28 protein-coding genes and 1 pseudogene are annotated in these 26,530 nt (G+C 68.5%); 15 read left to right on the forward strand and 14 right to left on the reverse strand.

Features of this window, described 5'->3' with window-relative positions:
* The coding region (locus P2P98_RS19055) for an SPFH domain-containing protein (RefSeq protein ID WP_345799735.1) at positions 1–1,508 on the forward strand (1,508 nt) is incomplete at its 5' end.
* Between the two features lie 87 nt (positions 1,509–1,595).
* On the opposite strand, the gene P2P98_RS19060 is transcribed toward P2P98_RS19055, so the two are convergent.
* Both P2P98_RS19060 and P2P98_RS19065 read right to left on the reverse strand, forming a co-directional pair.
* Positions 1,596–2,918 (reverse strand): type II toxin-antitoxin system HipA family toxin, encoded by a 1,323-nt coding sequence (locus tag P2P98_RS19060; RefSeq protein ID WP_275801852.1) that lies wholly within the window; start codon positions 2,916–2,918, stop codon positions 1,596–1,598.
* On the reverse strand, positions 2,915–3,199 hold the full coding sequence (locus P2P98_RS19065; protein WP_275801853.1) for a helix-turn-helix domain-containing protein: 285 nt from the start codon (positions 3,197–3,199) through the stop codon (positions 2,915–2,917). The genes P2P98_RS19060 and P2P98_RS19065 overlap by 4 nt, the downstream gene beginning before the upstream one ends.
* Before the next feature lie 252 nt (positions 3,200–3,451).
* On the opposite strand from P2P98_RS19065, the gene P2P98_RS19070 reads away from it, so the two are divergent.
* Positions 3,452–4,108: a LysE family translocator gene (locus tag P2P98_RS19070; RefSeq protein WP_275801854.1), complete on the forward strand. Its 657-nt coding sequence runs from the start codon at positions 3,452–3,454 to the stop codon at positions 4,106–4,108.
* A gap of 61 nt (positions 4,109–4,169) precedes the next feature.
* Here P2P98_RS19070 and P2P98_RS19075 read toward each other — a convergent pair whose 3' ends face one another.
* Positions 4,170–4,544 (reverse strand): HepT-like ribonuclease domain-containing protein, encoded by a 375-nt coding sequence (locus P2P98_RS19075; RefSeq protein WP_275801855.1) that lies wholly within the window; start codon positions 4,542–4,544, stop codon positions 4,170–4,172.
* Positions 4,541–4,984: a helix-turn-helix domain-containing protein gene (locus P2P98_RS19080; RefSeq protein ID WP_275801856.1), complete on the reverse strand. Its 444-nt coding sequence runs from the start codon at positions 4,982–4,984 to the stop codon at positions 4,541–4,543. The genes P2P98_RS19075 and P2P98_RS19080 overlap by 4 nt, the downstream gene beginning before the upstream one ends.
* A gap of 477 nt (positions 4,985–5,461) precedes the next feature.
* On the opposite strand from P2P98_RS19080, the gene P2P98_RS19085 reads away from it, so the two are divergent.
* On the forward strand, positions 5,462–6,538 hold the full coding sequence (locus P2P98_RS19085) for a DUF2510 domain-containing protein (protein WP_275801857.1): 1,077 nt from the start codon (positions 5,462–5,464) through the stop codon (positions 6,536–6,538).
* 162 nt (positions 6,539–6,700) lie between these two features.
* Here the strand turns inward: P2P98_RS19085 and P2P98_RS19090 are convergent.
* Positions 6,701–7,141: pseudogene (locus P2P98_RS19090) on the reverse strand (alkene reductase); the annotation flags it as partial.
* A gap of 151 nt (positions 7,142–7,292) precedes the next feature.
* On the opposite strand from P2P98_RS19090, the gene P2P98_RS19095 reads away from it, so the two are divergent.
* Together P2P98_RS19095 and P2P98_RS19100 are read left to right on the forward strand one after the other, a co-directional pair.
* The gene (locus P2P98_RS19095) at positions 7,293–7,796 is read left to right on the forward strand and encodes a GNAT family N-acetyltransferase (RefSeq protein WP_275801858.1); all 504 of its coding nucleotides are present in this window, start codon (positions 7,293–7,295) and stop codon (positions 7,794–7,796) included.
* Positions 7,797–7,840: 44 nt separating this feature from the next.
* The gene (locus P2P98_RS19100; protein WP_275801859.1) at positions 7,841–8,164 is read left to right on the forward strand and encodes a DUF1778 domain-containing protein; all 324 of its coding nucleotides are present in this window, start codon (positions 7,841–7,843) and stop codon (positions 8,162–8,164) included.
* Between the two features lie 116 nt (positions 8,165–8,280).
* On the opposite strand, the gene P2P98_RS19105 is transcribed toward P2P98_RS19100, so the two are convergent.
* The gene (locus P2P98_RS19105; protein WP_275801860.1) at positions 8,281–9,357 is read right to left on the reverse strand and encodes an alkene reductase; all 1,077 of its coding nucleotides are present in this window, start codon (positions 9,355–9,357) and stop codon (positions 8,281–8,283) included.
* 253 nt (positions 9,358–9,610) lie between these two features.
* On the opposite strand from P2P98_RS19105, the gene P2P98_RS19110 reads away from it, so the two are divergent.
* Both P2P98_RS19110 and P2P98_RS19115 read left to right on the forward strand, forming a co-directional pair.
* Entirely contained in the window at positions 9,611–10,441 is an 831-nt protein-coding gene (locus P2P98_RS19110) for a nitrilase family protein (RefSeq protein ID WP_275801861.1), read from the forward strand.
* Positions 10,438–11,526, forward strand: a complete 1,089-nt coding sequence (locus P2P98_RS19115) for a M20/M25/M40 family metallo-hydrolase (RefSeq protein WP_275801862.1) — start codon at positions 10,438–10,440, stop codon at positions 11,524–11,526. The genes P2P98_RS19110 and P2P98_RS19115 overlap by 4 nt, the downstream gene beginning before the upstream one ends.
* Before the next feature lie 17 nt (positions 11,527–11,543).
* On the opposite strand, the gene P2P98_RS19120 is transcribed toward P2P98_RS19115, so the two are convergent.
* The 6 genes from P2P98_RS19120 to P2P98_RS19145 are packed head-to-tail and all read right to left on the reverse strand — an operon-like array spanning position 11,544 to position 16,628.
* On the reverse strand, positions 11,544–12,539 hold the full coding sequence (locus tag P2P98_RS19120; protein ID WP_275801863.1) for a LacI family DNA-binding transcriptional regulator: 996 nt from the start codon (positions 12,537–12,539) through the stop codon (positions 11,544–11,546).
* 10 nt (positions 12,540–12,549) lie between these two features.
* Complete coding sequence (locus tag P2P98_RS19125) at positions 12,550–13,377, reverse strand: ABC transporter permease (RefSeq protein ID WP_275801864.1); 828 nt, start codon at positions 13,375–13,377, stop codon at positions 12,550–12,552.
* Entirely contained in the window at positions 13,374–14,159 is a 786-nt protein-coding gene (locus tag P2P98_RS19130) for an ABC transporter ATP-binding protein (protein WP_275801865.1), read from the reverse strand. Before P2P98_RS19130 ends, P2P98_RS19125 begins: the two co-directional genes overlap by 4 nt.
* Positions 14,156–14,830, reverse strand: a complete 675-nt coding sequence (locus P2P98_RS19135; RefSeq protein WP_275801867.1) for a M24 family metallopeptidase — start codon at positions 14,828–14,830, stop codon at positions 14,156–14,158. Before P2P98_RS19135 ends, P2P98_RS19130 begins: the two co-directional genes overlap by 4 nt.
* A complete protein-coding gene (locus tag P2P98_RS19140) occupies positions 14,827–15,600 on the reverse strand; it encodes a glutamine amidotransferase (protein ID WP_275801868.1) in 774 nt (257 codons plus the stop codon). Before P2P98_RS19140 ends, P2P98_RS19135 begins: the two co-directional genes overlap by 4 nt.
* Positions 15,597–16,628, reverse strand: a complete 1,032-nt coding sequence (locus P2P98_RS19145) for an ABC transporter substrate-binding protein (protein ID WP_275801869.1) — start codon at positions 16,626–16,628, stop codon at positions 15,597–15,599. Before P2P98_RS19145 ends, P2P98_RS19140 begins: the two co-directional genes overlap by 4 nt.
* A 126-nt stretch (positions 16,629–16,754) precedes the next feature.
* On the opposite strand from P2P98_RS19145, the gene pdxH reads away from it, so the two are divergent.
* Positions 16,755–17,396 (forward strand): pyridoxamine 5'-phosphate oxidase, encoded by a 642-nt coding sequence (gene pdxH / locus P2P98_RS19150; protein ID WP_275801870.1) that lies wholly within the window; start codon positions 16,755–16,757, stop codon positions 17,394–17,396.
* A 25-nt stretch (positions 17,397–17,421) separates the two neighbouring features.
* Here the strand turns inward: pdxH and P2P98_RS19155 are convergent, their stop codons facing one another.
* A complete protein-coding gene (locus P2P98_RS19155) occupies positions 17,422–18,474 on the reverse strand; it encodes a LacI family DNA-binding transcriptional regulator (RefSeq protein ID WP_275801871.1) in 1,053 nt (350 codons plus the stop codon).
* A 125-nt stretch (positions 18,475–18,599) separates the two neighbouring features.
* Here P2P98_RS19155 and P2P98_RS19160 point away from each other — a divergent pair, with 125 nt between their 5' ends.
* The 5 genes from P2P98_RS19160 to P2P98_RS19180 all read left to right on the forward strand — a co-directional run bounded on the left by P2P98_RS19160 (position 18,600) and on the right by P2P98_RS19180 (position 22,978).
* Positions 18,600–19,205 (forward strand): VOC family protein, encoded by a 606-nt coding sequence (locus P2P98_RS19160; RefSeq protein WP_275801872.1) that lies wholly within the window; start codon positions 18,600–18,602, stop codon positions 19,203–19,205.
* A complete protein-coding gene (locus P2P98_RS19165) occupies positions 19,202–20,029 on the forward strand; it encodes a shikimate 5-dehydrogenase (protein WP_275801873.1) in 828 nt (275 codons plus the stop codon). Before P2P98_RS19160 ends, P2P98_RS19165 begins: the two co-directional genes overlap by 4 nt.
* Positions 20,030–20,057: 28 nt before the next feature.
* Complete coding sequence (locus P2P98_RS19170) at positions 20,058–20,807, forward strand: MBL fold metallo-hydrolase (RefSeq protein ID WP_275801874.1); 750 nt, start codon at positions 20,058–20,060, stop codon at positions 20,805–20,807.
* 213 nt (positions 20,808–21,020) lie between these two features.
* Complete coding sequence (locus P2P98_RS19175) at positions 21,021–22,175, forward strand: GTPase (protein WP_275801875.1); 1,155 nt, start codon at positions 21,021–21,023, stop codon at positions 22,173–22,175.
* Positions 22,176–22,321: 146 nt separating this feature from the next.
* Positions 22,322–22,978: a HEAT repeat domain-containing protein gene (locus P2P98_RS19180; protein WP_058612921.1), complete on the forward strand. Its 657-nt coding sequence runs from the start codon at positions 22,322–22,324 to the stop codon at positions 22,976–22,978.
* Between the two features lie 86 nt (positions 22,979–23,064).
* Here P2P98_RS19180 and P2P98_RS19185 read toward each other — a convergent pair whose 3' ends face one another.
* Positions 23,065–23,457, reverse strand: coding sequence for a hypothetical protein (locus P2P98_RS19185; protein ID WP_275801876.1), 393 nt, complete (start codon positions 23,455–23,457; stop codon positions 23,065–23,067).
* Between the two features lie 604 nt (positions 23,458–24,061).
* Here P2P98_RS19185 and P2P98_RS19190 point away from each other — a divergent pair.
* Complete coding sequence (locus P2P98_RS19190) at positions 24,062–25,078, forward strand: LacI family DNA-binding transcriptional regulator (protein WP_275801877.1); 1,017 nt, start codon at positions 24,062–24,064, stop codon at positions 25,076–25,078.
* Positions 25,079–25,216: 138 nt separating this feature from the next.
* Positions 25,217–26,530: extracellular solute-binding protein (locus tag P2P98_RS19195; RefSeq protein ID WP_275801878.1), on the forward strand; the 1,314-nt coding region annotated here is incomplete at its 3' end.

Below are 26,530 nucleotides of genomic sequence, written 5' to 3' on the forward strand. Positions count from 1 at the left end.
TTGTCGTGAGCAGTGACATTTTCTGGATCATCGGTGTCGTCGTCGCCGTCGGGGCGGTGCTGCTGATCCTGCTGATCGGCTTCTTCATCTTCCGGGCCTGGTATCAGGTGCCGCAGGCCGATGAGGCGATCGTCATCGTCGGTAAGAAGCAGCGCGGGACCGACGGGCTGACGTCGAACATGACCGTCATTACGGGCGGCGGCGCTTTCGTCAACAAGCTGACTCAGCGTTCGGATCGCATTTCGCTCCGTTCGCGCCAGATCAAGATGGAGCCCGTTGCTCAGACGAAGAACGGCGTGACCATCCACCTGGCGGGTGTTGCGCTGGTCAAGATCGGGTCGCTGCCCGACCAGGTTCGCGCCGCCGCGGAGCGCTTCGCCTCGCAGGACCAGGCGATCGACGTGTTCACCACCGAACAGCTCGAGGGTGCGCTGCGTGGTGTCGTCGCGAAGCTCAACGTCGAAGAGGTCATGCAAGACCGCCAGAAGCTCGGTGACGAAATCGCGGAGGGCATCAAGGGCGACCTTCTCGCGCAGGGTCTCGTGCTCGACTCCTTCGCCATCCAGGGCGTCACAGACCGCAACGGCTACATCGAGGCCCTCGGCGCGCAGGAGGTCGAGCGCGTCAAGCGCGAGGCCGAGGTCGCGCGCATCGAGGCGGCCCGCGAGGTCAAGGCGCGCCAGCTCGCCACCGAGGAAGCGAACCTCATCGAACAGACCGCGTTCGACAAGAACACCGCGGCATCCAAGTCCGAGGTCGGGCGTGCGAACGCCGAGGCGGAGCAGGCCGAGAATCTCGCCCGCGCCGAGCGCGAACAGGCCGTTCTGGTGCAGCGCGCCGAGAACCGTCAGGCCGAGCTCGACGCCGACGTCAAGCGCGTCGCGGATGCCGAGAAGTACCGCAAGCAGACCGAAGCCGACGCCGAGTCGTACGCGCGCCAGAAGAAGGCCGACACCGACCGCCAGGTGGCGCAGCAGGAATCGGATGCCGAGGCCTACGCGGTGCAGCGCCAGGCCGAGGCCCGGCAGGCCTCCGCCGCAGCCGAAGCCGCTGCGGTGCGGGCGCGCGCCGAGGCCGAGGCCGAGGCGCTACGCGCGAAGTCCAGTGCCGAAGCCGAGGCGCTCCGTGCTCAGGCCCTCGCCGAGGCGGAGGCCATTCGCGCGAAGGGTGAGGCGAGTGCCGCGGCGATTCAGGCCGAGGCCGAGGCGCTCCGCGAGAACCAGGAAGCCATCCTCGGGCGCGAGCTCATCGGACAGCTGCCCGCGCTCATGGCGGAGTTCGCGAAGGGCTACCAGAACGTCGGCAACGTCACCCTCGTGGGCGGCGACTCCGCGGGAGCGCACATCGCGCGCGAGCAGGCGGCGGGCCTGGCGGCGACGTTCGACAGCGTGAAGTCGGCGACGGGCGTGGATCTCGGGGCGATTCTGCAGGGCCAGGCGTTCGGGCGGGGTGTGGCGTCGTCGCGCTCGTCCCGGGAGGCGGAGTCTTCAGCAGCCGTCAGCGACTGACGCAGAGGGCCACGGGGAAGCACACAACGACACAGGGTGAGGAATCTGCCCAACAATCGCTCGGGGCGAGCGAGGTTGTGCGGGTCTTCACCGCCGATCTAGCTGCCGCCGCAGATCCTGTGTGCGCTCGCGGGCTCGATCGATCAGCGTCGCGGCAAACTGTCGTTCTTCCCCGCTGAGGGAGGCTTCCTCGGCGGCAAGGCTCAGTGCCTCGGGCAACCCATCGACGTACGTTCGAGCGCGCGAATACACCCAGTCCACGGTGGCTGATTGCCCCAGGATGCCGGTGAAGACACTCGCCTCGCGCACGATGTGCCGAGGCTCGATCTCGTACGTGCGGTAGTGGCCGTCGAATGACATCGCGAGCTTCGCCCTGCGGTTGTTGATCTCGGGATATGCCAGTGCCGAGCCGAGGTCGTAGAGAGGCGCCAGGCGAGGCCATCCTGTTCGAGCCGTCGGCCACAGCAGTGCGTAGTTCTTCGCATGGGCATCGGTTCCCAGTGCAACCCAGTTGAAGATCGTGGCGTCGAAGAATCCCAGGGCATGCATCGGGCCAGCGGGACCGAATCTGTCGATGATGAGTCGTGAGATCGCGGCAATGCCGGGGCCGCCCTCGTTCTGATACTTCGCCGTCGGATGCGTTCCCGTCGCCTGCGCGAAGTCCTCCTGGTGCGCGCGGGCGATTGACGTTCCCTCAGCGTGCTCGGCGCGGCGATACCGGTCGAAGCGTTCGATCACGATCGCGCTCTCGTCGTCGAAGTTCACCAGTCGGCTGCGTGCGACATCCATGTTCAGGTGATGCGCAGCACGCATCGTCAGGTGCTCATTCAGGTCGCCCCACTTGAGCCCTGCCACGCCGGGTTTGACGATGTGCGTCGACGCGGTGCTTCCGGTCGCGAATCCCCAGGCGTCGCGGCCACGGACGAGAGTGAACTTGGACTGCGCTCCGGCGAGCGAGAAGTAGCCTCCGTCGTACCCCGTCGCCACCCACGCGGAAGGGTCGGCGCGCAGTTCGCGCAGGTGCGAGGCAATGGTCGCGTCATCGATCCACTCGATCTCGCCCGGTCCGTCGAGGACCGGCTCGTCCCACTGAGTCGAGTCGATGAGCTGTACGGCGCCCGCCGCATCCCGTCCGACGTTGGCGAGCAACCCCATCGGGTTGCGCGGCGAGACGCCGAACGTCCGCCCCCACCGCGCCAGCACGGCGTCGTTGTCGGGCAGAAGGTTCCAGAGGAAGTTCCCGGGCGCGGCGCCCTCGTGCCGGCGGCGGCTCTTCGGCAGAGACAGTGACAGTTCGAGGCGGCCGGCGTCACGCTGCCAGGCGGGATCGAACTCCAGCGAGATGTCGCCACCGTCGCGCTGGCTGAACCAGCCGATGCGCCGCCCGTCCAGATACGCGGTGAGCCTCACGGCTGCGCCTTCGGCGCATCCCATGGATCGACGACATCCATGAACATCGGATCCGAGTCGGTCTCATCCTCCGCCGTGTCGACCTCGGCATACAGATCAAGCGCGTGGAGCACTGCCATCAGGCTGTCCACGCTCGCGCTCCCGGCGTGACCGGACTCGAACCGGACCACCCACTGGCGGGCGCGCCCGATCCGCTGCGCCAAGTCCGCTTGGGTCAGTCCGAGGTCGGAGCGGCGGTCGCGGACGATGTTTCCCCAGTCGAGCGAGACGTTCACGAGCACTGGCAGGTCCTCCCTCACTCGCAGCATGTACGAAATTCCAGTCACATCCTGCTATGTACGAGGATTCTGACACGTACCGCTGATGTACGTCAATGCGTACACGAGCCGCTCGGTGGGGTGGTCTTCACATTCGGGGTGGGTCGAGATCCACTTGCTGAGTCCGCGGGGGCCCGCGCCTTCCTGTAAGGGTTGAGATGCGTGACATCGTTACGCCACCGTGGTCAGGACTCACGGACGGACGGCGGTGGCGCGATGCTGATTGGTCTCATCTCCTGGAGCGCGGCGGGCGGAATGGCCTTGGCGGCGCTGGTCATGGTGCTCACGCCTGGCCCGAACATGATCTACCTCGTCTCCTGGAGTATCGCCCAAGGGCGTATTGCCGGCCTGATATCACTCGCCGGTACCGGGGTCGGGTTCCTCGTCTATATGGCAATGGCCAACCTGGGACTCGCGGTCGTCTTCGTGGTCGTCCCATGGCTTTATGTCGGCCTCAAAGCCGCGGGCGTGGCCTATCTCGCGTACCTGGCCTGGCGGACCTTGCGTCCGGGCGGGACCGGGCTTTTCGAGACCCGCGTCCTCGGGCGGGATTCCGGGGCGAAGCTGTTCCGACTGGGGCTGGTCACGAATCTGCTGAATCCGAAGGTCGCCGTCATGTACCTGGCGTTGATCCCGCAGTTCATCGACTCATGCGCCGGTCATGCTGTCGCCCAGGGCTTCGTGCTCGGCGGCATCCAAATCCTGGTCAGCCTCATCGTGAACGCCACCATCGTCATCGCTGCCGGGTCGATCGCTCGCTCCCTGCACACCCGCCCCACCTGGACGAGATGGCAGCGCCGAGTCACCGGAAGCTTGCTCGGTCTCGTCGCGATCTTCCTCGCCGTCGAGGTCCCCAAAGCCGCGCGGCCATGAGGTGCCTCGATCTGCCGCCTTCCCGTCTCGACGACATGCCTGAGGAGTATTTCGCCGGGGACTACCGTGCTGCGTTACCGGTGTCCGGGGAGAGTCCCGGAATCACGACTGACGCCAGGTACTCCCGCAACCGCGGCACGTCACGCGTGAGCGTGCGCCAGACGCGGTGCGGGTCGAGGTCGTCGTACTGGTGGGCGGCGAAGTTCCGCATGTCGATGATCTGACGCCATGGCTGACCGGCGAAGCGCTCGCGAACGGGCGGCGGGATCTTGGCGACCGCCTCGCCGATCCGGATCAGCCCCATCTCCGCGGCCCATTGCGCCTCGACCTCGCGGAGGAAGTGCTCCTCGCCCTTTTCGACGATGAGTGCGATGACCTCGCACACCGCGATCACGCGGGTCGCGGCATCCTGTGCCTGACGACTCTCGATGCTCACAGCGGGACGGCCTCGCGGAGCACCCGCTCCCGGAACTCACCGCGGAGGGTGTCGGAGGCGATGACATCGACCTCGACGTGAAGCAGATCGGCGAGGGCGAGGCGCAGGCCCACCTCATCCAGGAGGCCGGCTTCGGGCGTGAAGTCGACGAGGATGTCGATGTCGGATGCCGCGGTCTCCTCGCCGCGAGCCACGGATCCGAACACCCGCGGCGCGGTGGCGTGATGCTCGGCGACGAGGCGATGAATCTCGTCGCGGTGGCGGAACAGCCGCTCGTTGAGGGTGCCGACCAGCGCGCGACGGATGCGTTCGAGGACCTCGGGGCTGGGCTGACGCCGACCGTTCTCGTACGCCGAGATGTTGGGCTGCGCCACACGGGCGGCGTGGGCGAGCTCGGCCTGGCTCATGCCCGCCGCTTCTCGTCCCGCGCGGATGTTCATGCCATCAGGGTAGCCGCGAGGTTATCGGGGGCGATATAGGACTCACTTCCCTCGGTGCCTACAGTGCGCGCAAGCCAGGGATCTGGCCTATCAGCCACCCACGCTCGGCCCTCGCGCACGTCAGAACCGTGCGTCGCCGACGCCCTGCGGGCAGTGTGATCAGGGGGAGGTCCCTGTCGATGGGGCTGAGCGCCCAGGCATTCGCGTCGCAGGTGGTCTGCCCTGTTCAGCCATGCGGTGACCTCGCTCTGCGGGCTGTTGCGCCCATGGTTCTCGTTGCGCTGCCTGCCGCGCTCTGGGGTGCCGACCTCGTTCAGCTGAATGAGACCGTCCCGCAGCGGGCGACGGATATCGGATGTGTATTTGTTATGAATCGCATGAGTGTTTCCTCATAGACTGTCGAGCCTCGCATGTTGGCGGCGAGCACTCAGAGCAGAAGCCACGAATCCGACGTGGCCCTTTCCATGGGGGAAAACCTTGACTGAATCAATCACTCCAGCCGCGCCCGCGGGCTGGTTCCCTGCTGGCGTCGAAGGCCAGGAGCGCTATTGGGATGGCGCTGCGTGGACTGACCAAGTTCGTCCCGTGGGCACGGCGTCTAGCGGGAGCGACTTCGTCGTCCCCGGATCGACAGCTCCTGAGTCCGAGCAGAAGCCGCGCAACATCCTCGGGATCGTGGCGCTCGCGCTGGCGGCCGCAGGATTCATCTTCGCTTGCATCCCCGGTGCCCTGATCGTTGGGTGGATCCTGCTGCCGATCGCTTTCATCCTCGGCATCGTGGCGCTTTTCCAAAAGGACAAGCCCAAGTGGCAGGGCGTCGCCGCGATGATCGTGTCGGTTATCGGCACGATCGTCGGGGTAGTCGTTTTCTTCGTGGTGGTGGCCACAGCTTTCAACAGCGCGTTCGATGACACGGTTGTCGGCGAGGTCGGCACCTCCGACATTGTCGAAGAAGAGGCGCCCGGGACCGCTGACGAGCCTGCGATCGCGGCCGCGCAGGATCTTGTGCTCGGTGAAACCGCGTTTGGCGTGGACACTGAGAGCGGCATGGGCTGGTACGCCGTGCAGCTGACCAACCCGAACGAGGACTACGTCTTCGGCAACGCCGCAATCAAGGTGGAGGCTTACGATGCCAACGGCGTGCTGCTCGACACCGGTACGGACTACAGCACGATCCTCTCGGGAAGCTCGTGGTATGTCGGCCGCTTCCTGCAGGTGGGATCGGCGCAGATCGACCGCATCGAGGTGCGAGGGCCGACCGCGAGTGCGGCGACCAACTCGCCCGCCGCTGAGACCGGGTCCTTCACGATGGGTGAGGTGACCACCGGCTCCGAGTACGACTGGATGACCGTTAGCGGCACCGTTACCAGCAACTTCACGGAAGACCAGGACATGGTCCGCATCGACGTCATCGCCCGTAATGGCGATGGAAAGATCGTGGGTGTCGACACCACCTACACGGATCGTGTGCCCGCCGGCGGTACGGCAGCGTGGAAGGTTCCGTTGTGGCAAGTGCCGCTGGACAGCAAGGTCGAGGCATTCGCTCACCTCTGATGCCTGCCTGAGCAAGCCGCGTTAGAGGACCACGAGGGTCGCCTACGGGCGGCCCTCGTGGTCCCTATGACTGTTCTTCTGAGATCCAGCTCGCGCGACATGGACGGTAGGTAGTTCCGGGCCCCGCGCGAAATCTGGCGCGAGGCCCCTGGCATCCGGAATTCAGCCCTGCAGCACCGGATAATCCGTGTACCCGCGCTCCCCGCTGTCATAAACCGTCGCCTGGTCGACCTCGTTCTCCTCGGCGCCCTGCTCCTAGCGCGTCACGAGGTCGGGGTTGGCGATCGCGGGGCGGCCGACGGCGATGAGATCGGCGATGTCGTCCTCCACGACCGACACCGCTTCTTCGCGCGTGGTGACTTTCGAGAAGCCCGAGTTGACGATGAACGTGCCGCCGAAGGAGCGACGGAGGTCCTGGATCAGCTCGCCGGCGGGGTCGGCGTGCAGCACGCTCAGGTACGCGAGGCCCAGGGGTGCGAGGCCCGACACGAGAGCCTCGTAGGTCGCGCGGGTCTCGGCGTCGTCGGTCTCCCAAACATCCTGAATGTTGTGGGCCGGAGAGATCCGGATGCCGACGCGCTCCGCGCCGATCTCCATGGCGACAGGCGACGGTGCCGCGTGGACCTCGACCGCAGCTCACGTTCTCGTGTAGGAACGTGTACGGGGCCGGCACGCGTGCGCGCCGGCTCTTCGGCTCCGCGCCGATGCGTCCTCGGGGCGACTGCATCAACGGGGCGTGAACACAGGGGGCGTGATGTCAGTAGAGATTGTTCCGTTTCGACGCAGTATCCGGCGCGATGGATTCCGGTGTGGCAAGCCCGATCTCGACGAATGGATCGACAGGTACGCCGGGCAGTCCGAACGGAGTGACACGACACGCACATTTCTTGCGCTCGCAGACGATGACGAGCTCGTCGGGTACTACGCGACCAAAGCGTACGAACTGGACCTCGACGACGCCGCGTCCGTGTACGGGGTCGGTCGGCGGCGCTACCCCGTTCCCGCGATGCTCATCGCGCGTCTCGCCGTGCACGAGGCCGTGCAAGGGAAGGGCATCGGGAGTCTGCTCTTGTTCGATGCTCTACAACGGCTTGTCGACGTCTCTCGTTCCATCGGATTCGAGGTCGTCGTGGTCGACGCGATCGATCACGACGCGTCCGTGTTCTATCGCCGGTACGGCTTCACGGCCTTCGAGGACGACGATCTGCACCTGTTCTTGACGACGAAGCGACTGAAGTTGACTTTCGACAACACGTGATGCACGCTGTACATACCAAGTGAGTACAAACTGTAAGGCTTATCGTGGACATCCAAGAGACGGGTCGCTCTGAGCGACTGAACATGCGCATCTCGCCGGAAGCGCTCGAGCTGCTGCGGGCGGCTGCCGCCAAACAGCAGCAGGATCTCTCCGCCTTCGTGTTGGGAACCGCGATGGAGCGTGCGCGTGCTGTGCTTCTCGAAGATCACGTCCTGCGGTTGAGCCCGCATGCCGTACTGCAGCTCGAGAAGGCGTTGGATGAAGAAGCCGTGGTCGTGCCCCAGTTGGCTGAGCTTGTCCGCCGCGTGCGCGGCAACCGTTCTGACGCATCCTCAAAGACCACGAACGACACGCTCGCGACACGCTGATCGGTGATCGTCCAGACCAGGGGTGATGTGAGAGCCCGCGGGCTGCCCACCATTCGGTCGTGAAAGCGGGGCCTCACGCGGATGTCGTCGACATCGGCGCGAGGCCCCGCTTCGCATCACGCCTGCAGCACCGGGTAATCCGTGTATCCGCGCTCGCCGCCGCCGTACACCGTGGCCTGGTCGACCTCGTTCTCCTCGGCGCCCTGCTCCCAGCGCGTGACGAGGTCGGGGTTGGCGATGGCGGGGCGGCCGACGGCGATGAGATCGGCGATGTCGTCCTCCACGACCGACACCGCTTCTTCGCGCGTGGTGACTTTCGAGAAGCCCGAGTTGACGATGAACGTGCCGCCGAAGGCGCGGCGGAGGTCCTGGATCAGTTCGCCGGCGGGGTCGGCATGCAGCACGCTCAGGTACGCCAGGCCCAGGGGTGCGAGGCCCGACACGAGAGCCTCGTAGGTCGCGCGGGTCTCGGCGTCGTCGGTCTCCCAAACATCCTGAATGTTGTGGGCCGGAGAGATCCGGATGCCGACGCGCTCCGCGCCGATCTCCGCGGCCACGGCCCGCGCGACCTCGATGACGAAGCGGGCGCGGGCCTCGGGTGATCCGCCGTAGGCGTCGGTGCGCTGGTTGGAGGCGGGGGAGAGGAACTCGTGCAGCAGGTAGCCGTTGGCGCTGTGGAGTTCGACGCCGTCGAGTCCGGCATCCACGGCGCGACGGGCGGCGGCGACGAACTCGTCGAGGACGGTGGCGAGCTCCGACGTCTCGAGCGCGTGCGGCACGGCGTAGTCGACCTTGGTGCCGTCGGCGAGACGGGTCTCGCCCTGGATCGCGATCGCCGAGGGGGCAACGATACGGTCGGTGCCGGTGATGTCGGGGTGCGTGACGCGTCCGCCGTTCATGAGCTGCATGAAGACGGTGCCGCCCTCGGCGTGCACGGCATCCGCGACCTTCGCCCACCCAGCAGCCTGCGCGTCGGTCACGATACCCGGCTGGCCCGGGTACGCCCGCGACTCGGCGCTCGGGAAGACACCCTCGGTCACCAGCAGGCCGATGCCCGCGCGCTGCGCGTAGTAGGTCGCGACGATCGGGCCGGGAACGCCGTCGACTCCGGCGCGGAGGCGGGTCATCGGCGCGAGCGAGACGCGGTTGCGGACCGCGGTGCTGCCGACGGTGGTGGGGCTGAAGAGGCTCATCGAGGAGTCCTTTCGTGGAGGGGGCAGTGCCACGCGGGTGCAACTCGGGGTGCTCGGTGAGCATTCCGCGGATGCACGTCTTCTCAGCCGCCATCGTGTTCACTGACGCCGTTCCTTCGCCACCTCCTGGGGGCGGGGGTGTTCCGGATCCTCGGGTCTCGGCACGTTTCCGGTGCGTAAATTCCGCGCCGAGCCATCGAACGCGGCATGCCGACGTGCGAGCATAGGTAATCGATTACCAGGAGGCGTTGTCATGCGAGTAGCAGTGGGCCAGGTCGAGCCGGCATTCGGTGATGTCGACGCGAACGTCGCTCTCACCGAGTCGGTCATTCGGGAGGCGGCCGCGAAGGGTGCCGACGTCGTCGTGCTGCCCGAGTTGGTCTCGTCGGGATACATGATGGCGTCGCGCGACGAAGCGTTCGGACTTGCCGAGGTCGCAGGTGCGGGCCCCGCCACGATCGCCTGGAAGAGTCTCGCTACCGAGCTCGGAGTGATCGTCGTCGCGGGCTTCCCCGAACGGCAGGGTTCACGGTTGTTCAACGCGGCGATCCTCTGCCTTCCCGACGGGCAGCACACGGTCTATCGCAAAGTTCACCTCTGGGACGAGGAGGCCCTCTTCTTCGAGCCCGGCGACCTGGGCTTTCCGATCGTCGATACCCGATTCGGTCGGCTGGGCATGATGATCTGCTACGACGGATGGTTCCCCGAAAGCTATCGCGCGCTCGCGCTCCAGGGTGCCGATCTGGTGTGCGTGCCGACCAACTGGGTGCCCATCCCCGGTCAAGCGGAGGGGCAGCCCGGCATGGCCACCATCCTCACGATGGGGGCGGCGCACGCGAACGGCATCGTCGTGGCCGCGGCCGACCGCGTCGGGGTCGAGCGCGGGCAGGAGTTCATCGGCCAGAGCCTCATCGTCAGCCACACGGGTTGGCCCGTGGCCGGCCCCGCTCCGGCGACCGGGTCCGCGCTGCTCGTCGCCGACATCGACCTCGCGGCAACGCGGCGTAGTCGCGCGTGGGGCGCGTTCAACAACCCGGTGCGCGACCGGCGTCCCGAGGCCTATCGGCTCGATCCCGTTCGATGACCCGGTCCTCGACTCCTGACGTCGTCGGGCTGACGCGAGATCTCATCCGCCTCGACACGGTCGACGGCAACGAGGACGCTGCCCTGTCCGTGCTCGCGCCGATCCTCTCCGACGCGGGACTCGACCTCGCGTGGGTGCCGTGGCATCCGGGGCGCTCCAACCTCGTCGCGACATGGCGCGGAGGAGGACCCCTGACCCTCAGCGGTCATCTCGACACGGTTCCGACGGGAGCGGCTCCGTGGGCCAGGAGCCCGTTCGGGGGAGAGGTCGACGGCGACCGGCTCTTCGGGCGGGGCGCCAGTGACATGAAAGGCGGGGTGGCGGCGATGACCGTCGCCGCGGCTCGCGCAGCTCGCGAGGGATCCGCGCCTTTCCGGCTCGTCTTCACATCGGCTGAAGAGACCGGATGCCACGGCGCCGCCGCCGTGGCCGCGCACGTCCCACTGCCGGAGAACGGCATCCTCGTCGTGGGGGAATCCACCGGAAACGAGGTGCGCTTCGGCCACAAGGGCGCGAGCTGGCTGCGACTCGACACGCGAGGACGAGCTGCGCACGGGTCGCGCCCGGAACTCGGGATGAACGCCATCGATGCCCTCGCCGACGCCGTGCATGCTCTGCGGGACGCGCCGCGGGGCGCGCGGCATCCGCACCTCGGCACGCGGACGACCAACGTCGGCACGATCGCCGGGGGCACCCAGACCAATCTCGTGCCCGACGCCGCGACCATGACCGTGGACGTGCGCGCCGTTCCCGGCGCCGGCGCCGAAGAGATCGTCGCGCTCCTGGCCGACCACGGCAGCGTCACCCGCGCCCTCGATGTGCCTTCGGTGTGGAGCGAGCCCGACTCGGCGGTGTCGCGGAAGGTGCTCGACATCGTGGCATCCGTACGCGGAGAACCCTCCGACGCCGGTGGCGTGAGCTACTTCACCGACGCGGCCGTGCTGGACCCGACCCGATCGCGCTCCTACATCATCGGGCCGGGCGATGCCGACCAGCCCCACGCGACCGACGAGTCCGTGTCGGTGCGACGGCTCGAGGAGGCGGTCGAGGTGTACCACGCCCTCATCGCCGCGCGGTGGGGCTGAGCACTTCGGCTGAAGGGTCAGGCGCTGCCGCGGACGATCAACTCGACCGGGAGGAGGGTCTCGTCGGGTGCCGGCTGATCGTTGATGAGGGCGAGAAGCGTGGCGACCGACGTGGAGACGATCTCGGCAACAGGCTGTCGCACGGTGGTCAGAGTCGGCCGGCACGCCGTGGCGATCGAGATGTCGTCGAAGCCGGTGATCGCGAGGTCGCCGGGCACCGTTCGGCCGAGGTCCGATGCCGCGTCGAGGGCACCGAGAGCGATGAGATCGTTGGCGCACACCAGCGCGTCGATCTCACCGTCGCGCGACAGCAGTTCGAACGCTGCCGCCCGGCCCGATTCGCGGCTGAAGTCGCCATCGGCGACTCGGCGTGTGGCGGAGGCGTCGTGCGCCTGAGCCCACGTCGTGAAACCCTCGAGGCGGCGTCCACCCGACCAGTTCGTCGGGTCGGCACCGACGAACGCGAGACGCCGACGGCCGCTCGCGGTCAGGTGGCGGATCACCGCATCGATCCCCGTGGAGTCGTCGATACCGACGAACGGGGCCGCCACGGTCGGCACACGTTGATCGATCTGGACCAGGGGCACCGCCTCGCGCGCGGCCTCGAGCGCGGGGGCCGACGCCGTCTGCGAGCACGGGACGACGAGGATGCCATCGACCTGGCGCTCGATCAGAACGTCGAGGCGGCTGCTCTCGGTGTCGACGTCGTCGTCGGAGCTGCACAGGAACAGGGCGAGTGCGTGCGCCTGCAGGGCCCTCTCGACGCCGCTGACGACCTGGGGGAAGAAGGGATTGTCGATGCGCGGCACGACCATCCCGACCACGCCCGTGCGTGCCCGGCGCAGGGCGCGTGCGACCGAGTGCGGACGGTAGCCCAGCTGAGCCGCGACCGCCGCCACGCGCTCGCGGTGCTCGGGTTTGACGGCCCGTGCCCCCGACAGAGCGCGGGACACCGTGGCGACCGAGACACCCGCGGCGTCGGCTACGTCTCGTACCGTCGGACGCCGCGTCATGCCCCCCAGCCTATGACCGCGCACGCGTCGACATGCGGCGTCGCCGAGGCACGATGCTCGTCCGGCGCCAGGGCGTGCTCGCCGACTCCCACAGCGAGATCAGCAGGAACGCGAGCAGCCCGATCGAGGCGAGAACGATGATGGCCGCGTAGACGCCCGGGGTGTTGAAGCGACCCTGCATGGTCGAGAGATACACGCCGAGGCCTCCGGTCGTGGATGCCAACGACTCCGCCAGAATCGCGCCGGTCACCGAGAAGGTGGCCGACATCTTCAAGGCCGAGAACAGCGGCGTGTAGGTCGCGGGCAGCGTGATGACGACGAAGGTGCGCCAGGGCGACGCCCCCATCGCCCGAGCGAGGTTCTTCGTGTCGGGATCCACGGAGCGCAGTCCGTCGAGCACGTTCACGAGCACCGGGAAGAAGACGATCATCGCCACGACGACGAGCTTGGGTGCGAGTCCGAAGCCCAGCCAGATCACCAGGGCCGCACCGATCGCCACGACGGGGATCGCCTGGCTCACGATCATGATCGGGTACAGCAGCCGGAACAGCAGCGGTGACGCCGCCATGACCAGGGCCAGCGCGAAACCCAGCACCGCGCCGATGACGAAGCCCAGGGCGAACACCTGGCCGGTCGCGACGATGCCTCGGCTGATGGCATCCCTGTCCTCCGCGATCGCGGCGAAGGCGGCCCACGGTGAGGGCAGGACATACTGCGGGATCGCGAAGACCTGGACCGCGAGCGCCCAGACCGCGATGAGGGCCACGACCGACACGAGGGGAGTGACCAGGGTCACCCATCGGCGCGGCCCGGCGGGAGAGAGGGCATCGATGCTCATGCGGGAGACCGCCTTTCGTCGAGGGTGCCGGAGGCGCGCCCGTAGATGAGGTCGACCGCCCGCTTCTTCAGCGCCGTGAACCGCTCGGTCGTCAACACGTCGACGTCGCGCGGGCGGGGGAGATCGACCGTGAGGATCTCGCTGATCCGCCCCGGGCGCGGCGACATCACCACCACGCGATCGGCGAGGAAGATCGCCTCGTCGATGTCGTGCGTGATGAAGAGGACCGTCGAGCCGGTTTCCGTCCACACGCGCAGGAGCCACTGCTGCATGTCGAGGCGGGTCTGGCTGTCGAGCGCGCCGAACGGCTCATCGAGCAGCATCACGTCTTTCGCGAAGGCGAGGGTGCGCATCAGCGCCACGCGTTGCCGCATCCCTCCGCTCATCGCGTGGGGGAAGTGGTCGAGGAAGTCGCCGAGACCGTAGTGCGTCGCCATCTCGGCCGCCCGTTGCTTCGTCTCGCGCGTCACGCGGCCGGTGAGACGGGCTCCCAGAGTGATGTTCTCGAGGGCGCTCAGCGACGGGACCAGCAGATCCTTCTGCAGCATGTAGCCCACCTGCCCGGGCCGCCCGGTGGTGTCGCGACCGTCGATGCTCACCGACCCCCGCGTGGGTCGGAGGATGCCCGAGACGATGTTGAACAGCGTCGACTTTCCGCATCCGCTCGGCCCGATGACCGAGACGAACTCCCCCGGGGCGACGGTGAGATCGGTCGGGGCGAGCGCCTCGGTGGAACCGAAGCGCTGCGCCACGTCGCGGAGGACGATCTTCGCTTCGCTCATGAGATCACCGTCACCCTCGTCGGGCCGAACCACACGACATCCTCCCGCTTCACCCCGTAGAGGTGATTCCCGATGAAGGGCTCGACGGCCCACGCGCCCGTCATCACCGTCTCGTTGTAGGCGTCGATGTAGCCGTCGTCGTACGACGAGTCGTGCGAGAGCGAGTGGCCGATGTTCTGCAGCCGGTCGAGCAGCAGGAGATCGGTCTCGGCCAACAGCGCGTGGAAATGCGCGAACCAGTCGCACGCGCGCATTCCGGGACGGGCGGCAGCCAGGACGGAGGCGTGGATCCGCTCCACCGTCTCGAGGGCGCGCCGCTGCGGGACGTTGTCACCCCGGATGAGTGTGCGGGTGCAGTCGCCCCACCATCCGTCGGGTGTGACGGGGTGGACGTCGATCGTGCCCAGGTCGATGTTCCACAGCGGTCGCTCCGACGGCACGTCGGTGGGGAAGCAGCTGAGGGTGCCGACGCCGAAACCGACCACCGTCGGTGTCCATGTGCCGACTCCACCCAGCTCGATGACCCGCCGGTCGACCCGATCGCGCACCTCGCGCTCGGAGGCGCCGGGTTCGACCTCGCGCGCGAACTCCTCCGCAACCTGGATGGCCAGGCGCTGTGCCCGCACCAAGCCTTCGGGCGGTTCGTCCGACACCGTGCGCGGCGACGTCATGAGGTCTGCTCCGCGGCATCCTCGTCGGTGAGCCAGGCGGCGAGCTGGTTCCACAGCACCGCGTACCCCGGCCATTCGACGAAAGCCGTCGTCAACCAGTGCGGTCCCATGTCGGTGGCGACCGCCCCGACGCGCCCCGCTCCGTGGTGCCCCACCACGACGAGCGGGTGCTCGCCGACGGTGGCAACGACCTCGGCCCCGGCCGCGGGAACGAGCCGCTGGAACCCCAGGATGCCCGGCCATTCGCCCCCCAGGCCGCGCGTCACGGCGTGGTCGCCGTCGGAGAGCGGGGTGATCGCCTCGGGAGTCTCTTCGCGGTCGTCGCCCACCTCCATCACGACCGGGAGGACCTCGGCCAGCGCGGTCGCGCGGTAGTTCGCCTTGGCCTCGATGCCCTGGAACGACAGATATCCACCGACCATGAGCAAGGACCCTCCGCGCGCGACCCACGCGGCCAGCGAGGTGAGGCGGTTGGCGGGAGCCGGCCGGCCGCCGGTGAACACCGCGTTGGTCAGGAGCAGGGTGTTGGCGCCGATGTCGCTCAGCACCACCAGGTCGTACGGAGCGAGCTCTTCCTCGGTGTACGGGAACTTCTCGGCGGCGACGTGGTTGGGCTGGAACTCCACCGTCCATCCGCCCGCCTCGAGGGCGTGAATGAACGGCCAGGCACCCTCTTCGTAGGCCGAGGTGTGGAACGTGTCGAATCCCTTGGTGTGGACGGACGTCGTGCTCCACGACTCGCCGGCCAGCAGAATCCTTCCGCGGCTCACTGGCCGAGCCCCGCGTTCGTGTAGAGGTCGGAGACCGGGATGGCCTTGTCGATCAGCCCGTACTTCACGGCGACGTCGACCAGCGACTGCCAGGTGTCGGCCGACTGGGCGAGATCGTCGGCCGTGACATCGGTGCCCTCGTCGCCGAACAGCGCCGACGTCGCCTGCCACTGCAGGGTGGTGAACTCCTTCGTCTGCGCGTCGGGGTATGCCGTCATGAAGATGTCGACGGCTTCGTCGGGGTTCTGACGAGCCCAGTTGAGGCCCTCGATCGTGGCCGTCATGAATGCCGACGCCTGGTCGGGGTGCGACTGCAGCCACTGCGAGTTGCCAGCCAGCATGAGCACGGGAGCGTCGGGAGCGCCGTAGTCGCGGGAGTACGAGATGGAGTAGTCCTTGCCTAGCGACTGCAGCTCGCTGCCCTCGGCGTTGGTGATGCCGGTGATGGCATCGACTTTGCCGTCCACCAGCAGCGGCACGGTGCTCGAATCGGCCGTGACGAGGGTGACGTCGTTGATCGTCTTGCCCACGGAGCCGAGCATGATCGACAGCTGCGCGTTCGACCACGCGTCGTTGTACGTCCCGATGAGCTTGCCCGGCAGGTCGCTCGGGGCGATCGGCTCACCCGAGGTCGTCATGAGACCCCAGTTGTTGTTCTTGCCGTAGGTGCCGATGCCGACCACCGGCACCCCCTGCGAACGTGCCGTGACGATGTCGACGCTGGTCGTGAAGGCCAGATCGGCCTGCTGGGTGCCGAGGTACTGCATCGTGGCCGACGTGTTCGGCGGCGTGATGATGTCGACATCGAGGCCGGCGTCTTTGTAGAAGCCCTTCTCCTTGGCGACGAGCCAGGGGATCCAGAAGCCGTCGGCGACCGGCCACTCCTGGACGAAACGGACGGTCGTCAGTGAGCCGTCGCTCGATTGCTCGGCGGCGCTCCCGCCGGCGCAGGCGGCGAGGCTGAGGGCGATCGCGGTGCCGCAGGCGGCGGCGACGACGCGACGGACGTGACGTGCTGCTGTGCTCATGGTGGTGTCCTTCGGGAATCGGGTAATCGATTACCAAAGTATCCGCACGTCGTCGCGATCTGTATAGCCCTCGTGTTACCGTCCCGTTAAAGATGAGGCGACTGTCGACCGACCGGAGGCCCCGCGATGACCGAGAACCCCCTCGCCCACCGGCTCGACTACACGCTCGACGAGCTCGACGACGCCGCGCTCGCGGCATCCCCTCTCGTTCTTCTCCAGCGGTGGCTGACCGACGCGGCCGACCTGCCCGAGCCAAACGCGATGGTCGTCTCGACAGTGGATGCCACGGGCTCACCGACCTCGCGCACCGTGCTGCTGCGCGGGATCGACGACGACGGCGCCCTGTGGTTCTTCACCAACCGTCTCTCGCGCAAGGGGCGCGCGCTCGCCGAGAATCCGCGCGTCTCGATCCTGTTCTCCTGGTACGCGCTGCAGCGGCAGGTGATCGTGCTCGGCACCGCGACGCCGCTTCCGCCCGAGCGCGACGATGCGTACTTCGCCTCGCGTCCGCGGGGGTCGCAGCTGTCGGCCTGGGCGAGTCACCAGTCGGAGGCCGTGGCATCCCGAGCCGCCCTCGAGGCGCAGATGGCCGAGGTCAGCGCGCGCTTCACCGACGACCAGCCGGTGCCGAGGCCGCCGCACTGGGGCGGATACCGGGTGGATGCCACGGAGTTCGAGTTCTGGCAGGGCCGCCCGTCGCGACTGCACGACCGGATCGTGTTTCAGCGCGAGGGCGACGGGTGGGCGGGGATGCGGCGGCAGCCGTAGCGAGCCGGGCGGCCGCGGCCGCTCGTCAGATGAGTCGCGGTCCGCTCGACGACCGACGAACGAGCGTGGTGTCGAGGTAGTGGGCCAGCGGCGGGTCGTCGCCGTCGAGCATGCGGAGCAGGACGTGGGCGGCGGTTCGCCCCTTGAGGGTGAAAGGTTGCCGGATCGTCGTGAGTCCGGCGGTGTGTGCGCCGGCGACGTCGTCGAAGCCGGTGATCGAGAGGTGGCGCGGAACTTGGATGTGGTGCCGCTTCGCCCACTCGAGGGCGCCGAGCGCGTAGGTGTCGGCGATGCACGCGATGGCCGTCATGCGCGGGTCGCGGCGGAGAAGCTCGGCGGCGGCGTCTGCTCCGGAGGCGCTCGTCGTCTCCCATCTCTCCTCGACGGTGACAGGACGCCCGAGCCCCTGTTCGAGGCCCCGAATGCGATCGCGGGGGATCGTGAACCGCGAGCGGAGGACGCGATCCGGCGATGCCGGACCGTTGTGAGGCGCGGTGCCGAGCCGAGACGTGATGAAACCCACGTGGACGTGGCCGAGCTCGGCCAGGTGAGAGCCGATCAGGCGCATGGCCGCACTCTCGTCGAGCCCGATCCAGGGGACCGACGAAACGGGGCCGGGTTGATCGACCAGCACCGCCGGCGTGCCCCGCCGCTGGAGAAGACCGAGCGTGCGCTCGCCGAGCGGGAGGGAGTGGAACACGATCCCGTCGACCGCAGCGTGATCGATCGGTGCTCGCTGTCGCTTCTCGGGCGTGCCGGCGGGGAGGAGGACGAGATGGCTGCCGGTCTCGGACAGGGTTTCGGCGACTCCCGCGAGGAAGCCCGCAGAGGCCGGGTCGGTGAAGACGAACGGAAGGTCGTCGGTGAACACGACGCCGATCCCGCCCGTGCGCTGGCGGCGCAGGCTCCGCGCGAGCGGGTCGGGGCCGGGGTAGCCGAGCTCATCGGCGAGCGCCAGCACTCGCTCCCGCACCGCAGCAGACAACTTCTCGGGGCGGTTGTAGGCGTTCGAAACCGTTGAGACGGACACACCCGCCTCGGCGGCGAGCCGCGCCATCGTGATGTGCGAGCGAGACACCTGTCCAGGGTAGTAAATCGTTTGACTTCTGGATTCCGTCGGAGGACCCCGCCTTCCGGCGTCCGCTCCCGCGAGCGGCTCGAGGATGGGAAGCGATGCGCCCGATCCATGACGAGGAGAGACCGATGACCAAGGACACGACGTCCCTTCGACGGACCGAGGATGCGAGCCCGGAGCTGTCGCTCGCGCCCGAGCGTGACGGCTATGGTCCGCTGCCACGCGGAATCAACCACATCGGCATCACGGTGCCGGATGTGGACGCGGCCACGATCTTCCTGCGGGCGGCGTTCGACGGCAGGGTCGCCTACGACGGACTCACTCCGTCCGATCCCCCTCGTGAAGGGCCGGACACCGAGCGGCAGCTCGGTCTGCCGTCGGGAGCGAAGATCGTTCGTCAGCGCATGGTGCAGATCGGTGTCGGTCCGGGACTCGAGGTGTTCGAGATCGTGGACTCCGCCCAGCAGCCCCCGGCGAAACTGAGCGACCTCGGCCTGAACCACGTGTCCGTGTACGTCGACGACATCGACAGCGCCCTGAAGAGGGCGATCGCGGCCGGCGGCGAGGCCCTCTCGGAGCCGCACGAGAACTCTCCGCACGAAGACACGGAGGGCAACGCGAGCGTCTATGTCCGCGCGCCGTGGGGAACCCTGTTCGAGCTGCAGTCGATCCCGAACGGGCACTGGTACGACGAGACCGCCGAGGCGCGGGTGTGGACTCCGCCGGCCCGATGAACAGCACAGCCCACCGCATCGATGTCGACACCACGGTCTGCATCTCCGTCGCGGCCCGCCCCACGAGCATCGGCACCCGCTTCCACAACTACCTCTACGCGGAACTCGGCCTGAACTTCCTCTACAAGTCGTTCCGCACGGCCGACATCGTCGGCGCCATCGCGGGTGTTCGCGCACTCGGCATCCGCGGCTGCTCCGTCTCGATGCCCCACAAAGAGTCCGTCATCCCCCTGGTCGACGCGCTCGAGCCGTCGGCGGCGGCGATCGGGAGCGTCAACACGATCGTGAACGACGACGGAGTGCTCACCGCCTCCAACACCGACTACCTCGCCATCGACGAGCTCATCGGGGAGCGGGGGATCGACCTCGCGCGCCCGGTGATCCTGCACGGGTCCGGCGGCATGGCCAAGGCCATCGCGGCCGTCCTCCACGCTCGCGGGGCGACCGACGTGACCGTCCTCTCACGGAACACCGTCACCGGCGCGGCGCTCGCCGATCAGTACGGCTTCACCGCGGCATCCGAACTCCTCGCCCCGACCGGGGCGACCCTCATCAACGCCACGCCCATCGGCATGCGAGGGCCGCAGGCGAACGACCTGTCCTTCCCGCTGGAGCACATCCAGGTGGCACCGGCGGTCATGGACGTGGTCGCCTTCCCGGCGGAAACTCCGCTGCTCTCGGCAGCACGCGAAGCCGGCGCGACGGTGGTCGGAGGCGACGCCGTGATCGCCCTGCAGGCAGCCCGACAGTTCGTCGCCTACACGGGCGTCACCCCGACGTCCGATCAGATCGCGCGGGCATCGCGGTACTCACGGGAGGTGTGAGGGGGCTTCACCCTCATAGGCTCACCGCATGACCACTCTCCGCGAGGTCGCGCCCGGCGTGTTGGTCCGCACGAGTCGGGTCATGCAGACGAACACGACGGTGGTCGTGGCATCCGGGCGCGCCCTGCTCATCGACCCCGCGTGGCTGCCCGACGAGCTCGCCGCGCTCGCCGACGAATTGCGCGAGCGCGGGATCACCGTCGCCGAGGGCTTCGCGACCCACGCTCATCACGACCACGTGCTGTGGCATCCGGAGTTCGGCGACGTGCCACGCTGGGCCTCGCCCCGCACCGCCGAGCTCGCCCGCACCGAGCGCGACGACCTCGTCGCGGCTCTCGGACCCGAGTTCACGCCCGAGCTCGTCGACCTCATGGGACGGGTGGATGCCGGCACCCCGGCGTTCGACGTCGAGCTCATCGTGCACGACGGACACGCCCCGGGGCACACGGCGGTGTGGCTCCCCGAGCCGCGCGTGCTGGTCGCGGGCGACATGCTCAGCGACGTCGAGCTGCCGCTGCCCTTCTGGCCCCACGACGTCGCCGCGTACGAACGAGCGCTCGACCTGCTCGAGCCGTACGCCGACGCCGCGCGCCTCGTGATCCCGGGCCACGGGAACGTCGGCACGGACGCGCGCGCCCGGCTCGACGCCGATCGCCGCTACCTCGCCGACGTCCGCCGGACCGGTCGGTCGGACGACCCGCGGCGGGCGAACGCGGGCATGGATGCCGAGTACGAGCTGCTGCGGGAGATCCTCGCCGCAACGACTGATCTCTCCTGACCGCCCGCGCGACCGTGGCCGGTGACGAGCGGAGGGCCTGGGATGAGCGGATGATGACAGAGGGGGATTCGTCCTCCCTCCATCCGTGGTCCTCCGTTCGACACGCGGCCGACCCGACTCGTGGTGCATGTGCCGAGCGCCCGTTGTCCAGGGGCGGCTCCGCGGCCGCCACGAATGCGACACTGACGGAGCGAGGTGAAACGAGGGGGCGCGATGGCGAAGAAGGACCCGAGGAAGCCCGCGTTCGACGAGAGGGCATTCGTCGACGCGTCGTCGGAGGCGCGGTCGCGCTACGGGCGGTTCAACCTCGCGATCGTCGGCAGCTCCGGCGTGGGGAAGTCGTCGCTCGTCAACGCCGTCTTCGGGCGCGACTGGGCGAAGGTCGGGAAGGGCCTCCCGGTCACGCGGGGCGTGCAGTTCTACCACGACGAGTCCCTCGGGATCTGGGACGTCGAGGGCTTCGAGATCGGCTCACCCGTCCCGCCCGACCAGCAGCTGCGCGGTCACCTCGACGCGATCGCGGCGCACCCGGGCGACCACCAGATCTCGGTCGTCTGGTACTGCGTGAAAGCCAACGACGACCGGCTCACGCCCGCCGACATCGCGATGATCCGTGAGCTCGACGCGCGGGGGCTGCCCGTCATCCTCGTGCTCACCAAGGTCGACTGGATCAAGAACCCGATCACGGGGCAGCGCGGGATCGCGAAAGACCTCCAGGCGTTCGTCGACTGGTTGCACGAACCCGTGGATGCCACCGGCCAGCCGCTGCACGTGCCGTATCGCCGCGTGATCCTGACCTCCACCCGCGACCGGCACGGGAAGGGCAAGGGGCACGGCCTCGGTGACCTTGTCACGGAGACCCTGGCGCTCGCCCCCGAGAGCGACAAGGACGCCTTTCGCATCGCGCAGCGACTCAACCTCCCGTGGAAGCGCGAGATGGCGCGCCCCGTCATCGCCGCCGCCACCGCGGCTGCCGCGGGAGCGGCGACGGTTCCGCTTCCTGTCACGGATGCTGTCACGCTGGCGCCGATCCAGCTGACGATGATGGGGCGGATCGCGACCATCTACGACCTCGAGTTCAAGACGATGCTCTCGGCCGGTGCGCTCGCGCAGTTCGGGGTGCAGGTCGCGGGTCGCGCGCTCGCAGCGAGCTTCCTCAAGCTCATCCCCGGCGCCGGCGTCGTCGTGAACGCCGGGGTGGCAAGCGCGCTCACCGCGGCGACGGGAGAGAGCTGGATGAAGCTGTGCGAGCTCATCCACACGGGCAAGATCGACGTCGCGAAGCTCGATAAGGAGTGGGCGAAGTACGCGCCGCACTTCGCCGACGTCGTCCGCAAGCTGATCGAGCAGCGGGCGGTCCGGCGGTAGCCGCGCGCCCGATTGTGTCGCGGGCGGAGGCCGGCGGCATCCGTCCCGCCCTGGTCGGGCGTCGAATTCGCCCTCGCGGGGAGAGTCGTCACGCCGGCCCCGGTTCTTTTGCGGCGTGCCACGCTGGAAGGACCGAAGGGATCATCATGACCGAATCCGCTCCGTCCGACCGGTTGCGCGCAGCGCTCGAGCATCCGGACGCGTCCGCCCGCCTCGAAGCCGCGCTCGCCGCCGGCACACGACCCGATGACAGCTACGTCGTCGAGCTCGTGGCGCGGTGCGCGGTCGAACCCGACTTCTTCGTGCGCGACATGCTGACCTGGGCTCTGACGAGGCACGATCCTTCGCGCGCGGTCGAGGTCCTCCTGCCCGAGGTGACGTCCGAGATCCCGCAGGCGCGCAGTCAGGCGCTGCACACCCTGTCGAAGATCGGCGACCCGATCGCGTTCGCGGCCATCACACCCGCGGTGCTGCGCGACCCGCACCCCGAGGTGGCGCGAGCGGCCTGGCGGACGGCATCCGGTCTCGTTCCCGAAGGAGCGCAGGAAGACCTCGCCGATGAGCTCGCCACCCAGTTCGGGCGCGGCGATCACGAGACCCAGCGGAGCCTGAGCCGTGCGTTCGCGGCCATCGGTTTCCGCGCCGAGGGGGCGATCGAGCGGGCGACGGTGTCGCCGTACGACGTCATCAGCGCGCACGCGCGGGCCACGGCGATCGTCATGGGCGACCCCGACACCGACTTCGCCGAGGCGGCCGTCGAGGCGCGGCGCGTGGTCGCGAAGCGGGCGCTTCCGCGGGACTGAGGGTCGCGCTCGCGGGACCGCGCGCTGACGGGACGACGGGCGCAGGCAGTGTGCGGGGCGGCGCGCTTCGCGAGGGGTGGGCGGCGTCAGACCTGAGCGGGGTGCGCGGCGCGCGCGGAGCTGTGCAGGATGAACCAGGTCAGGCCGAGCATCGCGAAGATGCCCAGCAGAAGGGTTGCGGCGATCCCGAGATCGTTCGGCAGCGTCGTCACGGCGAGCACCGCCGCTGTGGCGGCACCCGCCCCGGCGACCGCGAGGCCCACCCATCGCACGACCGGCGACGCGACGAAGACGGCGACCACGAGGAGCACGCTGAGCAGGATCTCCGTGATCCCGGCGGCGAGCATCGGCGGCGACGCGAGGCCGAATCCCGTGAGAGCGACACCCACCGCCGCGAAGACCGCGGCGAAGAAGGGGGTGAGGATTCGCGTCCGGCGCGCGAGCTTCTCGGGTGGCACGGGTGCAGCGTTTCCGCTCATGGGTCGTCCTCGGGGTGAAGTTCGTCGGATGCCGAGTGGTCAGGCTATCCCGGAGCGCGGGCGCGCGTCAGACGCGCGGCACCCCCGCGGCCCCCGCGCGGAGGAGCGCGACGCCGCTCGCCGTGAGCCCCACGACCTCGGCGGTCTTGATGCCGCCGAGGCCCGTGGCATCCGGTCGTCCTTGCCTTGGGGGGAGGAGATTCGGGGAGGGGAGGGGGGATGCCGCGGCGCTCGTCCTCCCGTGCCGGTTTCTCCTCCGCTCGGCACCGCCTTCCTCCGCCCGGCGCGTGACCGGGGCAGGGCGAGGGGCGAGGGGAGGAGGGATGCGGCGGGTTCGTCCTCCGCGGGCCCCTGGTCCTCCGCTCGGCACCGCCTTCCTTCGCGGTGCGTGACCGGGGGAGGGTGAGGGGCGAGGGGAGGAGGGATGCAGCGGGAGCGCCCTCCGTCCGTCCCAGGCCCTCCGCTCGTCACGCGTCGCGGCGCGAGCCCGGGCGCCCATTTTGTTGCGATCGCCAACTTAACTCTTGCGCTCCCCGGCGACCTGATCTACGTTTGCCATCGAAGCGCTTCCGAGAAGCGCTTCGACAGCCACGAAGGAGTCGCTATGGTCAAGATCGACGAGGTCGCCCGGGCTGCGGGCGTATCGATCAGCACCGTCTCCTACGCGCTCAGCGGCAAGCGTCCGGTCTCGGCCGAGACCCGCCTCCGCATCCAAGACGCCGTGCGCGAACTCGGCTACAGCCCGAACGCGGGTGCGCGCATGCTCGCCGGCAGCCAGACGAACATCTTCGCGCTGTCGGAACCGCTGCGCGCCGACTCGCACGCCCCGAGCCACATGTCGTTCATGCACGCGATGACCGTGGCCGCGCGCCGCAAGGAGTACGACATGCTCCTGCTCACCGACGAAGACGCCTCGGCCGGCATGAAGCGGGTCGCGCAGAGCGGACTCGTGGATGCCATCCTCGTGCTCGACGTCGCCCCCGACGACGCGCGGGTCGAGATCGCCCGTGCGAGCGCGACCCCGACGATCTTCGTCGGCATTCCCAACGACCACGACGACCTCGTCTGCGTCGACCTCGACTTCGAGCGTGCGACGATCGAGGCCGTCGACCGGCTCGCCGACGCGGGACACCGCGCGATCGGCCTCATCGGCGGATCGGAGCGCGCGTACGAGAAGTCGAACTTCCCCTCTCGCGTGCGCGCCGCCCTGTCGGAGCGCGCGACCGAGCGGAGGATGAGCGCCACGTCGGTGGCATCCGGTCCCGTCGTCACCGATCGCAGCCAGGTGCGTCGCGCGGTGCGGGCGTTCGTCGAGGCGGGTATCACCGGGATCGTGCTGCACGCGCCCGAAGAGGTGCTCCAGGTCGTACTCGTCGAGCTCGCGGCCCTCGGCAAGAGCGTTCCGGGCGACGTGTCGATCGTGTCGGTCGGCAGCAGCTTCGACACCGACGCCCAGCCCACCCCGATCGACTCGATCCCGCTCGTGCCGCAGAGCTCGTGCGAACTCGCCGTCGATCTCGCCATCGAGCTGATCGCCGGTCGGCCCGTGGCATCCGGTCTCCATCTCATCGCCCCGACCTATCTCGAGCGTGGCTCCGTGGCCGCGGCTCCCTGCGCCTGACCCTCCAACTCCACATCTCGCTCTGTTCGCCCCTCATCGAAGCGCTTCGACGATTCTTCGACGCCGGGCACGCAGCGCATCCGCCCCCGCTAGCGGACCCACCTGAACCAGCGGAACACAGTGAAAGGAGTGCCAACGATGGCACGCACGAACGCACAACGACGCGCGACCCGAGCCCTCGCGGCCGTCGGCTCGATCGCCGTCGCCGCCCTCACCCTCTCGGCCTGCAGCGGGGGAGGCGGCGACGCCGGATCCACCGACGGCGCGGGCAAGACCCTCACGCTCTGGCACTACGAGGGTGCCGACAGCGCCATGGCGAAGGCCTGGAACGCGGCCATCCCGATCTTCGAGGAGAAGACGGGCGCGACGGTCAAGGTCGAGGAGAAGTCCTTCGAGCAGATCCAGAAGACCGCGAGCCAGGTGCTCGACACCGACGCGGCTCCCGACCTCATGGAGTTCAACAAGGGCAATGCCACCGCCGGCTTCCTCGCCAGCACCGGTCTGATCGCCGACATCGGCGACGCCGTCAGCGAGTACGGATGGGATGCCAAGCTCGCCCCGTCGCTGCAGACCACCGCGAAGTACTCGTCCGACGGCGTCATGGGCGGCGACACCTGGTACGGCGTGCCGAACTACGGCGAGTTCGTCGGCGTCTACTACAACCTCGACGCCTTCAAAGCCGCGGGCATTGAGGTGCCGACCACCTACGACGAGTTCGTGAAGGCCCTCGACGCGTTCGTCGCGAAGGGCATCACCCCGCTCGCCGAGGCCGGTGCCGAGTACCCCCTCGGCCAGCTCTGGTACCAGCTCGCGCTGACGAAGGCCGACCGCCCGTGGGTCGACGACTACCAGCTGTACAAGAACCCCGTCGACTGGAACGGCCCCGAGGTCGACTACGCCTCGGAGACCCTCAAGGAGTACGTCGACAAGGGCTACATCGCCAAGGACGTCTCGTCGGTCAAGGCCGAGGACGCCGGCGTCTCGTTCATCAACGGCACCTCGCCGATCTTCGTCTCGGGCTCGTGGTGGTACGGCCGCTTCACCGAGGAGGCGGGCTTCGACTGGTCGCTCGCGACCTTCCCGAGCTCGAAGCTGTCGCTCGGATCGTCGGGCAACCTCTGGGTCGTGCCGGAGCGCTCGAAGAACAAGGACCTCGCGTACCAGTTCATCGACATCACGATGAGCCCCGAGATCCAGGCGATCATCGGCAACAACGGCGGCGTTCCCGTCGCGGCCGACACCGCCGACATCACGGATGCCAAGAGCAAAGAGCTGATCGACACGTTCAACGGCATCCTGGCCGACGACGGACTGTCGTTCTACCCGGACTGGCCCGCCCCCGGCTTCTACGACGTGCTCGTCCAGGAGCTGCAGGGCCTGGTGACCGGGACGCAGGACCCGGCGACCACCAACACCAACCTCGGGAAGAAGTACGACGAGGGCACCGCGGAC

This window comes from Microbacterium sp. Kw_RZR3, from assembly GCF_029222405.1.
GTDB lineage: Bacteria > Actinomycetota > Actinomycetes > Actinomycetales > Microbacteriaceae > Microbacterium.